General features: G+C 69.7%; 14 protein-coding genes and 1 pseudogene. 10 read left to right on the top strand and 5 right to left on the bottom strand.

From position 1 onward, the window contains the following. Positions 1–292: 292 nt before the first annotated feature. The 5 genes and pseudogenes from ACRRRO_RS00675 to ACRRRO_RS00655 all read right to left on the bottom strand — a co-directional run bounded on the left by ACRRRO_RS00675 (position 293) and on the right by ACRRRO_RS00655 (position 4,850). Complete coding sequence (locus ACRRRO_RS00675; RefSeq protein ID WP_434080903.1) at positions 293–1,177, bottom strand: sulfite exporter TauE/SafE family protein; 885 nt, start codon at positions 1,175–1,177, stop codon at positions 293–295. A 15-nt stretch (positions 1,178–1,192) separates the two neighbouring features. After that, positions 1,193–2,615 (bottom strand): annotated as a pseudogene (locus ACRRRO_RS00670) (rhodanese-like domain-containing protein). A gap of 293 nt (positions 2,616–2,908) precedes the next feature. Then, positions 2,909–3,886, bottom strand: coding sequence for a M56 family metallopeptidase (locus ACRRRO_RS00665; protein ID WP_424789219.1), 978 nt, complete (start codon positions 3,884–3,886; stop codon positions 2,909–2,911). Continuing rightward, complete coding sequence (locus tag ACRRRO_RS00660; protein ID WP_424789220.1) at positions 3,883–4,275, bottom strand: BlaI/MecI/CopY family transcriptional regulator; 393 nt, start codon at positions 4,273–4,275, stop codon at positions 3,883–3,885. The genes ACRRRO_RS00665 and ACRRRO_RS00660 overlap by 4 nt, the downstream gene beginning before the upstream one ends. Beyond that, positions 4,272–4,850, bottom strand: coding sequence for a hypothetical protein (locus ACRRRO_RS00655; protein WP_424798072.1), 579 nt, complete (start codon positions 4,848–4,850; stop codon positions 4,272–4,274). Before ACRRRO_RS00655 ends, ACRRRO_RS00660 begins: the two co-directional genes overlap by 4 nt. An 80-nt stretch (positions 4,851–4,930) precedes the next feature. Here ACRRRO_RS00655 and ACRRRO_RS00650 point away from each other — a divergent pair, with 80 nt between their 5' ends. The 10 genes from ACRRRO_RS00650 (at position 4,931) to ACRRRO_RS00605 (ending at position 12,425) form a co-directional block, all read left to right on the top strand. After that, entirely contained in the window at positions 4,931–5,770 is an 840-nt protein-coding gene (locus ACRRRO_RS00650) for a DsbA family protein (protein WP_424798071.1), read from the top strand. Between the two features lie 120 nt (positions 5,771–5,890). Continuing rightward, positions 5,891–6,532, top strand: a complete 642-nt coding sequence (locus tag ACRRRO_RS00645) for a cytochrome c biogenesis CcdA family protein (RefSeq protein WP_434080902.1) — start codon at positions 5,891–5,893, stop codon at positions 6,530–6,532. Further along, entirely contained in the window at positions 6,505–6,651 is a 147-nt protein-coding gene (locus tag ACRRRO_RS00640) for a hypothetical protein (protein ID WP_434080901.1), read from the top strand. The genes ACRRRO_RS00645 and ACRRRO_RS00640 overlap by 28 nt, the downstream gene beginning before the upstream one ends. Further along, positions 6,648–7,982, top strand: coding sequence for a hypothetical protein (locus ACRRRO_RS00635; protein ID WP_424798069.1), 1,335 nt, complete (start codon positions 6,648–6,650; stop codon positions 7,980–7,982). The genes ACRRRO_RS00640 and ACRRRO_RS00635 overlap by 4 nt, the downstream gene beginning before the upstream one ends. A 93-nt stretch (positions 7,983–8,075) precedes the next feature. Next, positions 8,076–9,299 (top strand): MFS transporter, encoded by a 1,224-nt coding sequence (locus tag ACRRRO_RS00630; RefSeq protein ID WP_424798068.1) that lies wholly within the window; start codon positions 8,076–8,078, stop codon positions 9,297–9,299. A gap of 97 nt (positions 9,300–9,396) precedes the next feature. After that, a complete protein-coding gene (locus tag ACRRRO_RS00625) occupies positions 9,397–9,795 on the top strand; it encodes a GntR family transcriptional regulator (RefSeq protein WP_424798067.1) in 399 nt (132 codons plus the stop codon). Position 9,796: 1 nt separating this feature from the next. Then, positions 9,797–10,507 carry an ABC transporter ATP-binding protein gene (locus ACRRRO_RS00620; RefSeq protein ID WP_434080900.1) on the top strand — a complete coding sequence of 237 codons (711 nt, stop codon included), beginning with the start codon at positions 9,797–9,799 and terminating at the stop codon, positions 10,505–10,507. Next, entirely contained in the window at positions 10,504–10,932 is a 429-nt protein-coding gene (locus tag ACRRRO_RS00615) for a hypothetical protein (protein WP_434080899.1), read from the top strand. The genes ACRRRO_RS00620 and ACRRRO_RS00615 overlap by 4 nt, the downstream gene beginning before the upstream one ends. Next, the gene (locus ACRRRO_RS00610; RefSeq protein WP_434080898.1) at positions 10,929–11,321 is read left to right on the top strand and encodes a hypothetical protein; all 393 of its coding nucleotides are present in this window, start codon (positions 10,929–10,931) and stop codon (positions 11,319–11,321) included. Before ACRRRO_RS00615 ends, ACRRRO_RS00610 begins: the two co-directional genes overlap by 4 nt. A gap of 174 nt (positions 11,322–11,495) precedes the next feature. Beyond that, the gene (locus ACRRRO_RS00605; RefSeq protein ID WP_424798064.1) at positions 11,496–12,425 is read left to right on the top strand and encodes a VOC family protein; all 930 of its coding nucleotides are present in this window, start codon (positions 11,496–11,498) and stop codon (positions 12,423–12,425) included. Positions 12,426–12,433: the final 8 nt, after the last annotated feature.

Below are 12,433 nucleotides of genomic sequence, written 5' to 3'. Positions count from 1 at the left end.
CCGCCCGGCCGCGGCGTCCCCGGGGTCCCGGCCGGGCGGCGCCCCCGGGTCCAGCCTGGCCGGCGCCCGAGGCCGAGAGTCTCACCGAGCCCGGAAGCCCGGCACGGTCATCGGGAACGTCTGGCGAACCGGGCGAAGAATCCCGTGCTGGGTTCCCCCTCGTGGCCCGGGCAGCGCTGGTGCTGCGGGACGCCTCTCAGTACTTGGTCCACGTGCTGGCCACAACCGGCCCAGGTGGTCCTGCCGCAGCGGCGGCAGGTGGTGGGACGACACATTTCGGATGGTCCTTTCGTCAGGGGTGATGGATCGGTTCAGGGTTTCGAAGGCGTGTTGACGTCCGACGGCGGTGCGCGCCGACTGCGCGCCCGCCCAGCGCCACCACGGTCACCAGCGCCGCGGCGAGCACCACGACCGCCCCGCCCGGTGCCGGCAGCTCCAGTGCGAGGACCAGGACGCCCATGCCCAGCACGAAGAAGCCGAAGAGTCGCCGCAGCAGGCCCTCGGGGACCTTGCCGGTCAACGCCGTGCCGAGGAAGGAGCCGGCGACTGCGGCGGCCGTGACCGCGCCGACCAGTGCCCAGTCCAGGCTCACCGTGGTCAGGTACCCGCCCAGGCCGGCGAATGACTTCATGGTGATCACCAGCAACGAGGTGCCCACGGCCGCCGGCATCGCCAGCCCACCGAGCAGCACCAGCGCCGGGACCACAAGGAACCCGCCGCCGGCTCCGACCAGGCCGGTGATCGCGCCCACCACGAAGCCATCGAGGACGGCGCGCCCCGCCGCCATGTCAGTGCGCCGGGGCCGGGCTGTTCCCTTGCGGCAGATCATCGCGGCCGCGCTGGTGAGCATCATGAGCGCGAAGGCGATCATCAGCACGGTGCCGGGCAGGTACCCACCGACCAGGCCCGCACCGAACGCACCACCGACCATGCTCGCGCCACCGAAGACCAGGCCGGTGCGCCAGCGCACATTCCCGCGGCGGGCGTGACTGAGCATCCCGACCAGCGAGGTCACGCCGACGATGAACAGGGACGCGCTGATCGCCTCCCGGGGATCCATCCCGGCCACATAGGTCAGCAGTGGGACGGTCAGGATCGAGCCACCGCCACCGAGGAGACCGAGGCTGACCCCGACCAGCACGGCCAGGATCAGGACGACGATCAGATAAGCCTCCATCTGCCGGTGCCGGTGCTACCGGGCCCGGACCGGGGTGTCCAGCGTGTCCGTGGTCTGTGACCACGCCTGGAACCCCCCGGTGACCTCGACGACGTCGTAGCCGGCCCGGCGCAGAGCCGCCCCGGCCGCCGAACTGCGGTTGCCGCTCTGGCAGTAGGCCACGAGCGTGCCCGCGGCGGGCAGGTCGTCCAGATGCCACATCAGCCGTCCGACGGCGAGTTGATCACTCCCGGGGATTGGCGGCCTCGGCGTGCTCGGTCCGGTTGCGGACATCCAGGAGGTGGACGTTGTCGCCGTCGGTCAGGTCCTCCAGGTCGTCCGGACTCACGACCGCAGGGACCGCGGTGGGCAGTCCGACCAGTTCGGTGGTGTAGCCGGCGACGTCATCGATCCCTACCCGCACCAGGTGGGCGCGGATGTCCTCGGCGACCTCGCTGTCGGGCGCCAGCAGCACCAGGGGTGCGGTCTCCCGCTCGGGGTCGAACACCCAGGCTCCGTAGGTCGCTGCCTTGTCCGGCCCAGGGATGTGCAGCGCACCGGCGACCGTCCCCCGGTGGACGTCCTCCCACGGGCGGGTGTCGGCGAAGGTGACCTGCTCCTCCTGCACGGCAGCGGCGAGGCGTCCGGTGTCCCACTCGGCGAGCGGCGCCAGGGGGCCCAGCACCTGCGGGCCCTCCTTGTTCTGACGCTTCATCCGGGCGAAGTAGGCGTGCGCATCGGGCTGGTCGGCGAGGAGTTCGCTCACGAAGCCCTGCTCGTCGTCGTTGCGCAGGTAGGAAGCCCACCAGGCGAAGAGCCGTTCGTAGCCGACGGTGGTGGCCGGCACGGCGCCGAGGGCTTTGCCGCAGGCGCTACCGGCGCCGTGGGCGGGATAGATCTGCACGTGGTCGGGAAGATCCAGGAGGAGGTTCTTCAGGCTGGCGAACAGGTCCTGGGCACCGGCGAAACGGGTGTCAACCCCGCCTGCGGCCTCATCGAGCAGGTCCGGGCGGCCCAAGTCGCCGACGAAGATGAAGTCACCGGACAGCAGGTAGCCGGGGTCGGAACTGAAGGCGCCATCGGTCACCAGGAAGGACAAGTGCTCCGGGGTGTGCCCGGGGGTGTGCCGGGCCTCGATGGTGATGTTGCCGATGGCGAAACTGTCGCGGTCGTAGAGGCGGGTGCCCTCGAAACCGTACTGCCAGTCCTGCCCTCCCTCCCCGGAGAGGTAGATCCGGGCTCCGGTTGCTGCCGCCAGTTCGCGGGTACCGGACAGGTAATCGGCGTGGATGTGGGTTTCGGTGACCGCCACGATCTGCAATCCGTGCCGATCGGCCAGGTCCAGATACTCAGTGATGTCGCGGCGGGGGTCGACGACGACCGCCTCTCCGCTGGCTTGGCAGCCGATGAGGTAACTCGCTTGGGCAAGGTCCTCGTCATAGATCCGGTCAAGACGCATGAGATTCCTCTCCTCGGGGACTGCGTTGCAGTCTCACATATACCCTGGGGGGTATGCAAGTGGAGAGATGAGACCGTCGATGTGCCCGGTGTGTCCAGAAGGCCCGACGTCGGATGTCCGCCGGCAGGCAGCGGTGGAGGCGGGTAGCGGACCGCGCGAGCAGGGACGGAGCCAGCGGGCCCGCGCGAGCGGGAACGGCGACCTGCGGTGACGTCTCCGGAGGCGAGCAGGGGCGCGGCCGGCGACGACAGCCGGCCGATCGATCGAGCGCTGGTGTCGTGCGGCCGGTGACGTCAGATGCAGCCGCTGGCCACGGCGCCCGCGTAGGGGACGCCGACGGCGCTGGTGGCCAGCAGCATGAGCATGACCTGGCTTCCGAGGAAGAGTGCCGGCCACCTTTCCGCACGCGCGGCGGGGCGAACCAGATGCCCGATGCGATGGGGCCCGGCGGCGCCCAGTGCTCCGCCGAGGTCCGCCGGCAGACTCATGGAACTCGCCGGATCACCGACCTTCAGCAGCGCGGTCGCCAGCGCACGGGTTCCCGTCCGGCGCCGGGCCGCGTCGTCGGCCGCGATCTCCAGGTAGTGGGGGATGGCTGCGGCTGCCGAGGCGATCAACGGCACCCAGCGAAGGTAGGGGATCAGTGCCCGCACGACGGCCATCACCAGGTGGTGGTGCTGGCGAAGGTGGGCCCGCTCGTGCTCGAGCACGGCGGCCAACTCCTCCTGGTCGAGCCGCTCCCGCGCGCCGGTGGAGACCACCACCCCGCCGTGCCGGGCGGCCAGGGTAAAGACCAGCGGCGCCGGGTCGGGGATGAGCAGCACCGGCTGACCCTGCAGATGTGTTCTGCTCGCCTCGTCACGTATCTCAGCGGCCACCGCTCGCGTTGCCTGCGCGTGTCGCCATGCCCGGGCGGTTGTCGCGGTGAGCAGTCCCATCGCGGCCAGAGTCGGCAGCGCCAGGAGCACGATCGCCGGCACCCAGGTGTTGATCAGAGTGGAACCGGTCCAGGGGTTGGCCGCATCCAGGCACTGGCGGCACACCTCCCCGGCGCGTCCGGGGATCGCGGGACCGGTGAACGCCCAGGCGGCCAACGGGCCCAGGGCCAGTGCGGCCAGCACCCAGGCGAGGGAGCCTGCCGCCAGGATCGCGACCGCCAGTCTCGGGACGTGTGCCAGTGCGGAACTGGCCCGGCGAAGCAGCCATGGACCGCCCAGGGCCACCGCGACCAGGGCAGCGCCGAGCACGCCGATCGTGAGCGTCGGCGTCACCGCCGGGCACCGTCGTCATCGTGCTGCAGGTACTCGCGGAGCAACTCCCGGTCCCGCTCGGGCATGGTCTGTACGAAGTGCATGATCGAGGCGGCCCGGTCACCTCCGGCGTCCAGGGCACGGCCCATCGTCAGCGCAATGTGTTGCTCGCGGCTCATCCGCGGCCGGTGCAGCACGAAGCGGCCCTGCCGCTTGGCGTCCACCATGCCCTTGCGTTCAAGGTTCGACAGCACGGTAGCGATCGTGGTGTAGGCCGGGTCCGCGGGCAACTCGGCGATGATCTCCCGGACGGTGGCAGAGCCGTTGGTCCAGAGCACATCCATCACCTGGGCCTCCAGGGTCCCCAACCGCACCGGCTCGCCGGGACGTTCGCGCGTCCCGCTGCTCACCACGACACCGTCGCCTTCGGCGCCGGCACCGCGCAGGCGACCTGCCCCCGCAGGCGCCACAGCAGCGCCACGCCGGTCAGAACCAGGGCGCCCAGCGCCAGGAAGGGTTGGATCGGAGCGAACCACGTGATGGCGCCGGTGTATCCCAGGGCGAGCAACGCGATCTTGTTACAGACCGGGCATCCGACGGCGAACCAGGCCAGCACGGTTCCGACCATGCCGAACCGGCTGTTGCGCCGTTCCTGGCGTGGGGTCAGCGAGGCGTCGGCGGGGTCGGCCCCGGCACCCTCGGCCACCCCGGCGACGCTCGGGGTGGGGCGCAGGTAGGTGGTGATGAGCATGCCGGTGAACGCTGAGGTCAGCAGCCAGACCGGATAGTTCCACCACACCGGCGGAATTTCCCGGCCGAAGATCGGGTTCGGGATCAGGACGGTCGCGATTCCGATGAGCAGCGCGACGGCGGCCGCCGAGGCCGCGGCGAAGACGAACTGCCGTGGTGTCCATAACCGCAGCCCCTGGCGGGCCATCGCGGCGGTGTGACGTAACGAACTCACGTTCTTCGAAATCCATGTCATCGGGCCAGTATGACTCATGGTTACTATGTTGCATAGTCATCGGCGGTGCGAGCAGAGAGTCAGCAGCAGGAGGTGCAGTAGTGGTGCAACAGGATAACCCGCAATCACGTGCTTGGGTGGTGCCCGCCGTGGTGCTGGGCCTCGTTGCGCTGATGCTGGCGATGGTGTTCCTGCTGCGGGGCGGGTCCTCGGAGCAGACAGGCCCGCAGGAACCAGCCGGCACCAACGGCGCCGCGCAGACCGATCCGGGCCAGGACGGTGCGGACGAGGGCTCGGATGCCGCCGGACCCGAGGCAGGCGACGGGACCACCCAGGAACCGGGTGTACAGGGCCCACCGGCACGCGTGGAAGGTCCTGAGCAACCCGAGACCGAGGGGGTCGAGCGCCGCGACGCCGATGAACTCCTCGCTGCCGGTCCGGTCGATGCCCCGGTGGTGCTGGTGGTGTTCTCGGACTACCAGTGCCCGTTCTGCGCGCAGTGGAGCGCGGAGACGCTACCGGTGATGATGGAGTACGTCGACGCCGGGGATCTGCGGATCGAATGGCGCGATGTGAACGTCTTCGGTGAGGAATCCGAGCGTGCCGCGCGAGCCTCCTACGCGGCAGCGCTGCAGGGCGGATTCTGGGAGTACCACGAGGCCCTGTTCCCCGACGGGCAGATTCGCTCCCATCGGGAACTCTCCGAAGACGGCCTGACCGAACTCGCCGTGGAAGAGGGGCTGGACGAGGAGCAGTTCACGGCGGATCTGAACGCCCCCGAGACCGCCGAGGAGATCGACCGCAACGCGCAACTGGGCCTGGATCTGGGCGCGTACTCCACGCCGACCTTCATCCTCGACGGCCAGCCCATCATCGGCGCCCAGCCCACCGAGGTGTTCACCGACGCCGTTGAGGCCGCACTGGCCGCTGCGACGGGCTAGCACCATGGAGATCGGACTGCTGACCGCCTTCATCGGCGGAACCCTGGCGCTGCTGAGCCCGTGCGGGGCGCTGCTACTGCCGGCGTTCTTCGCCTCTACCCTCGGCTCCGGGGCGAGACTGTGGCTGCACGGTCTGCTGTTCTACGCCGTCTGGTGCTGGTGCTGGTGCCCCTGGGAGTGGGGGCCGGGGCCATCGGGCTGCTGTTCTCCACCTACCGCGAGCCGGTGATCGCCATTGCTTCGCTCCTGCTTATCGTGCTCGGCGTGGTGCAGGTCCTGGGTCTGGGGTTCGATCCGGCCCGGATGCTGCCCGGAGCCCGCGGGCTGCAGAACCAGGCCCAGGTGCGCACCGGGATGCTCAAGACGGTGTTACTGGGCGCGGTCGGGGGTATTGCCGGATTCTGCGCCGGCCCGATCCTGGGGGCGGTGCTGACCATGGCGGCTACCCAGGATTCCCTGGTGCTCTCCGGGGCGATGCTGGCCATCTACGGGGCGGGCATGGTGGTCCCGCTGCTCGTGCTCGCCTCGGTCTGGGGCCGGTTGGGCGCCAAGGGCCGCTCCGTGCTGCGCGGGCGCACCGTCAGCGTGTTCGGCCGGCGGCTGCACACCACCTCGGTGATCACCGGCGTGCTCATGGTTGTGTCGGTGTCGCGTTCTGGACCACCAACGGATTCGTGGGGACCCCCGCCCTGCTGCCCACCTCCACCCAGGCCTGGTTGCAGGAACGCAGCGCCGTGCTGGCCCACCCCGCGCTGGACGTGATCGCGATCGTGGTGGCCGCCGTCGTCGTTCTGCTCATCTGGGCACGCCTGCGCAAGCGCCGCCACCAGCCGATCCGGCAGGAGGCCGCGAAGGCCGCAGCGGACCAGGAGGACCGGTGAGGGCGCGGCGCCGGACGGCGCTGGCCGGTGCCGCGGCAACCCTCCTGTTCCTGGCCGGATGCTCGGCACCCGCCGACGAACAGCCGACGCCGGAGGAACAGCCGACCTCGGATGACGGGCAGGCCACATCGGAACAGGCCGAGACCGACGCGGCGGAGGACGCCGGGACGACACAGTCATCACCGGGAGTCACGGCCGGAGCGTGCGACGAGCCCGGGGACGATCTCGACCGCGCCCCCGACCTCGATCCCGAGCCCCTGGCCGAGATGGACCCGGGGGGCACCTGGCTGCCCTATCACCTGGAGGCTCGCCGGATCGTCCAGACTCCCTTCGACGTGCTGCCGGCCGAGCGCGGCGAGGTGTTCCTCGCACCGGAGGAGCGCGAGGGTGCCCTGACGTTCAGCGCGGTGGACGCCGAGGGCAGCGTGTTGTGGGCGGCCGAGCGCCCGCCCGGTTGCGCCGGCTTCACTCTGGCCGGTACCGAGGACGGTCAGGATCTGGCAGTGCTGACCGATGTGGACCCCGGCGGCGACTCCGGGGAACGTGCGAGGACCACCGCGACGGCGTATGACCTGCGCACCGGTGAGCACGCGTGGGGGCCGGTGCCGGTGGGCGGGCCGCACGTGGGCCCGGGCCTCGTCTTCGCCGCACCATGGGCCGGGCCGACCGGCGACGGCGGTGCGCGGCTGGTGCTGGACGCCGCCACCGGGGAGATCCTGGCCGACGGGGAGGAGGACGACGCCCGCGTCCTGGGGGAGTACGACGGCACCGTGCTGATGGTCGCCGGCGACCACGTGCTTGCCCTGGCCGGTGCCGCCCAGGAGGAGGTGTGGCGCTTGGATGCGACCGAGTACGGCTGGGACCCCACCGACCTGGCGCCGGCCGCCGGTACCGGTGCGGATCGCCAAGTGACCAGACTGCAGGTGGCACCGGGTGTAGCCGCGGCCATCGACCTGGAGCAGGGCCTGGTGCTGGCCGAGGACGTCACCGATGCCGTCGTCGAGGAGTCCACCGGCACCAGGGTGGTGCTGGAGGGCGAGCACGCACGCGCCTTTGACGCGAGCGGCGAAGAACTGTGGGCGTACCTGCTCACCGAACCCGCCACGATCGAGGGTGCCGGTGGAGTCATGCTCTATCTGCGCTCCGGCGACAGCGTGCGGGTACACAACGTGCTCACCGGGGAGGTGGCGGAGGCCTATGACCCGCAGGGGCAGGGCGAGATCCTGGTGCCGGCGGTGATCGCGGCGAACGGGGCCACCGTGGTGGTCGCGACCGAGGGGTACCCACTGGTGACGATCGTCGCCGACGAGGACCGGGAGCCGCAGGAGTAGCGTCGCCGCACGGTCTCGGGCCGGGCCGCGGTGTAGATTGAACCCGGTGGGTGGGCGTGTGCCTGGACGTGCCCCGGCGTGATGAGGAGTGCGGTGATCGTTTCGCTCACGAGGCGCCGGTGGGCGCTGTTCGCGCTGTTCTTCGTGCCCGGGCTCTCGCTGGCCTCCTGGGTCACCCGGACCCCGGCGATCCGGGACCTCCTGCACGCCTCGACGGCGCAGATGGGTCTGGTGCTCTTCGGGCTCTCGGTCGGATCGATGCTGGGGATCCTGTGCTCCGGGGCTCTGGTCGCCAAGTTCGGGGGACGGCCGGTGATCGCGGCCGGGATCGCCGGTGTGGCGCTGAGCATGCCCGTCATCGGTCTGGGCGCCGGTGCCGGAGCGGCCTGGGTGGTGGCGGCGGGGTTGTTCGTCTTCGGCCTGGGTCTCGGCGCTGCGGACGTGGCGATGAACGTCGAGGGTGCCGACGTGGAGCGGGCCGGGCGCCGGCCGTTCCTGCCGGCGCTGCACGGGTGTTTCAGCCTGGGCACAGTGGTCGGCGCCCTGGCCGGCATCGGCGCCACCGCCACCGGCTTCCCCGTGGTCTGGCACCTGGTGATCACCGGCGCGCTCGGTGCCGGCGTGTTCGGTGCGGCTATCCGCAGCGTATTGCCGGGCACCGGGCGCGTCCCGCTCCTGCGAGCCGATGGCTCGGCGGGGACCGCCGCGCCGCCACCGATCTGGAAGGACACCCGCCTGGTCCTCATCGGGGTCATCGTGCTAGCGATGGCGCTGACCGAAGGAACCGCCAACGACTGGTTGCCGTTGATCATGGTGGACGGGCACGGATTCGGCGAAGCGTGGGGTTCGGCGATATTCGCCGTGTTCGCCGCCTCGATGACCCTTGGTCGCTTCGCCGGAGGGCCGGTGATCGCCAGGCTCGGCCGGGCGCTGGTGTTGGGTATCAGTGCGGGCTTCGCGCTCCTGGGTCTGGTGGTGGTGGCCTTCGTGGACAGTCAATTCACCGCGGTGGCCGCCGTCGTCCTCTGGGGGCTCGGCGCCTCGCTGGGCTTTCCGGTGGCCTTGTCCGCGGCAGGTGATTCCGGGCCGAACCCGGCGGTGCGGGTGTCCCTGGTGGCCACCATCGGCTACATCGCGTTCCTGGTGGGCCCGCCGCTACTGGGCTTCGTCGGCGAGCAGGTGGGCCTGCGTCACGCACTGGTGATCCCGATGATCGTGGTGCTGGTGGCGATGTTCCTGTCCCCGGCGGTGAAGAACCGGCCGGTGGTGGAACGCCAGGGGCTCGCGGACGAACCGGTGGCGCCGACTCGGCTTTGACGCCCACCGAGGGTGCGGACCGACGACGTTGACACGCTCGCGGTGCATGTGTCACTGTATTAGTAACCTAATACAGACATACATGTGAGGCGAGTCAGTGGAGTTCGACACATCCGCACCGATCTGGGTGCAACTCGTCTCCGAGTTCGCCCGGTCGATCGTGGTCGGCGAGTGGGCGCCGGGGAGCAAGGTCCCCGGGGTGCGGGAGCTGGCCGCCGGACTCGGGGTGAATCCCAACACCGCCCAGCGCGCTCTGGCCGAGCTCGAGCGGCAGGGCCTGTGCCGGTCCGAGCGTACCGCCGGCAGGTTCGTCACCGAGGACGCGTCGCGAATCAATCGGGTGCGGGCCGAGCTCACCCGGGACGCGGCTGACGACTTCATCCGCCGGGCCCAGGGACTGCGCATGCCACCCGACCAAGCACAACAACTCATCGAGGAGAGGTGGACGGCCCATGTCGACCACGATCAGAACCGAACCGGCACCGGGGGAGCCTGAGATGACCCACGCCCGCGCCACATCGGCGATCCGTGCCCGCGGTCTGTCCGTGCGTTACGGCCAGACCACCGCCCTGGACGACTTCGACCTCGACCTTGCCCCGGGGCAGATCGTCGGGCTGCTGGGCGAGAACGGCTGCGGCAAGACCACGCTGCTGAAGGTCCTGGCCGGAGTGCTCAGCGACTACTCCGGTGAGGTCACCATCGCCGGGCACCGGCCGGGCCCGGAGTCCAAGGCGCTCGTCTCCTTTCTTCCCGACGCCAGTTTTCTCCCCGACGGCGCCAAGGTCTCGTACTGCCTGGACCTTTACGCGGACTTCTTCGCCGACTTCGACCGGGAGCGAGCGGCAGACCTCATCGGATTCTTCGGGCTGCGCGACGGCATGCGGCTGAAGGAGATGTCCAAGGGTATGCGCGAGAAGGTGCAGATCGCCCTGGCGATGTCACGCGATGCCCGGGTCTTCCTGCTCGACGAGCCGATCGCCGGTGTGGACCCGGCGGCGCGGCAGGTGATTCTCGACGGCATCCTGCGCAACCTCTCCGCCGATTCCCTGCTGGTCATCACCACGCACCTCATCCATGACCTGGAGTCCATTCTCGACTCGGTGGTGATGATGCGGCACGGTCGGGTCGTCCTGCAGGGCGAGGCGGACGATCTGCGCGGCGAGCACTCCGCGAGCTTGGATCACATCTTCAAGGAGACCTACCGATGATGCTGCTCAAACACGAATGGCTGCGCACCCGCACCCTGGTGGAGACCGTGGCCGGAATGGCCGCGCTCCTCACCCTGCTCGGTACCGTGCTCACCGCGACGGCTTGGCCCGTGCTGAGCCCACTCGGCATGTTGCTGGGTGGTGTCGCCATCACCGTGCTCGTCCCTGGCCTGCAATTGGCACTCACGGCCGATTACTACCGGTCCAGTTACAGCCGTACCGGGTACTTCACCCATTCCCTGCCGATCGGCGGCGGGAGGATCTATGCCGCCAAGGCCACCTGGGCGGTGCTGGTGACCCTCGCTGGGCTCGGACTCACCCTGGTCCTGTTCGGAGTGTTCTGGGTGGGCGTGGGCCCCGCCGTCGGGATGGACCGCAACCCGTTCACCGCAGCGGGCATGCTCTGGGACGGCTCAGCGCGGTGAGTTCGAGCGGCATGCTCGCCGGCGGGGCGCTACTGCTGCTGGCGATGTACCTGATCTGGCCGATCCACTACTTCTTCGCCGTCTCGCGAGGCAGCGAGCGGCCGCTGAACCGGTGGGGACTCGGCGGGCCGGTCCTGGTGTTCGTCGTGCTGTACACGGTCACCCAATTGGCGGGCATCATCGGGATGATCGCCATTCCGTTCGGGATCGGCCTTCAGAACGGAGCGCTGGGAGTGGTGTCCTACAGCATCATCGCCGAGATGCGGCTCGGGTCCGCAAGTACCGAGGACGTGATGCCGCTGGGCTTCATCCCGGCGATCCTCCTGGTGACCCTGTTCTGCGCATGGCGCACGGTGCGGTCCTGGAACCACAAGGTCTCGCTGGCCTGAGAGCCAGCGCGAAGCCGGCAGCGAGAAGCCGGGACGGGCCCGTCGGTCGGAGGGATCGGCGGGCCCGTCTGTGTGGCGTGCACCTCCTGCCGGTAGTTGTACTTTCAACTATCCACCACTACACTGGTGATTGCACGTTCAACTACTTTGCCCAGTCGAGAAGGAGGCGCACCGATGACCGAGGTCGCCAGTTCGTCAGCGGTGAGCGAGAAGACCCTCGCCGCGCAGACCGCCATGGACGCCGTCACCCTGCACGTGGGGGATCTTGACCTGATGTCGTCCTACTACTCCGAGGCGCTGGCCATGGAGCCGATCGAGGAGCGGTCCCGGGCGGCCGGTGTGCACCGGGTGCTGGGGCGCGGAGAGGTGCCCCTGGTCCGGTTGATCTCCACGCCCGGCCTTCCTGCGGTGGACCCGCGGCAAGCCGGACTGTTCCACACCGCCTTCCTGTTCGAGGACAAGGCCAGCCTGGCGGCCACGGTGTATCGGGCGGCCCAGGATCCCCGCAGTCGGTTCGTCGGCTCCAGCGACCACCTGGTCAGCGAGGCCTTCTACTTCACCGACCCGGAGGGCAACGGCATCGAACTCTATGTCGATCGGGACCGCTCCGAGTGGACTTTCCGCGACGGCCAACTGCAGATGGCGTCCAACTTCCTCGACCCGAACGCCTACCTGCGCGCACACCTCGATGAGGACGTTCTGGCAGCCGGAGCGCGCCGTGCCGGCACGGTCGGACACGTGCACCTGCAGGTGGGCGACATCACTTCCGCGCGGAAGTTCTACGTGGATCTCCTCGGGTTCGAAACTACGGTCGAGACCTACCCAGGGGCCCTGTTCGCCGCTGCCGGCGGCTATCACCACCACGTGGCGATGAACACCTGGAACAGCGGCGAGGCGGGCCCCCGCGCGGCCACCCTGGGCTTGGGCGACGTGGCGATCACTGTGCCCCGACGGGAGGATCTGGACGCACTCGTGGCCCGGTTGTCGGCTCAGCAGGTCCAGCACCAGGACACCGGGCGCTCGCTGGTAGTCAAGGATCCGTGGGGTACTCAGGTGACGGTCGCCTTGCCCGGCACGAGCACCGAGGAACTGCTCAGTCGCTGACCGTCACG

The sequence above is a fragment of the Sanguibacter sp. Z1732 genome (assembly GCF_051020515.1).
Taxonomy (GTDB): Bacteria; Actinomycetota; Actinomycetes; order Actinomycetales; family Beutenbergiaceae; genus CALKWS01.
Note: the sequence above shows the minus strand (reverse complement) of the source record. Positions and strands in the feature narration are given on the sequence as shown.

What these genes read in the sequence shown, in the direction of transcription:
- ACRRRO_RS00675 (WP_434080903.1), bottom strand. Translation starts at nt 1,177, where the DNA reads ATGGAGGCTTATCTGATCGTCGTCCTGATCCTGGCCGTGCTGGTCGGG.
- ACRRRO_RS00655 (WP_424798072.1), bottom strand. Translation starts at nt 4,850, where the DNA reads ATGACATGGATTTCGAAGAACGTGAGTTCGTTACGTCACACCGCCGCG.
- ACRRRO_RS00620 (WP_434080900.1), top strand. Translation starts at nt 9,797, where the DNA reads ATGACCCACGCCCGCGCCACATCGGCGATCCGTGCCCGCGGTCTGTCC.
- ACRRRO_RS00615 (WP_434080899.1), top strand. Translation starts at nt 10,504, where the DNA reads ATGATGCTGCTCAAACACGAATGGCTGCGCACCCGCACCCTGGTGGAG.
- ACRRRO_RS00605 (WP_424798064.1), top strand. Translation starts at nt 11,496, where the DNA reads ATGACCGAGGTCGCCAGTTCGTCAGCGGTGAGCGAGAAGACCCTCGCC.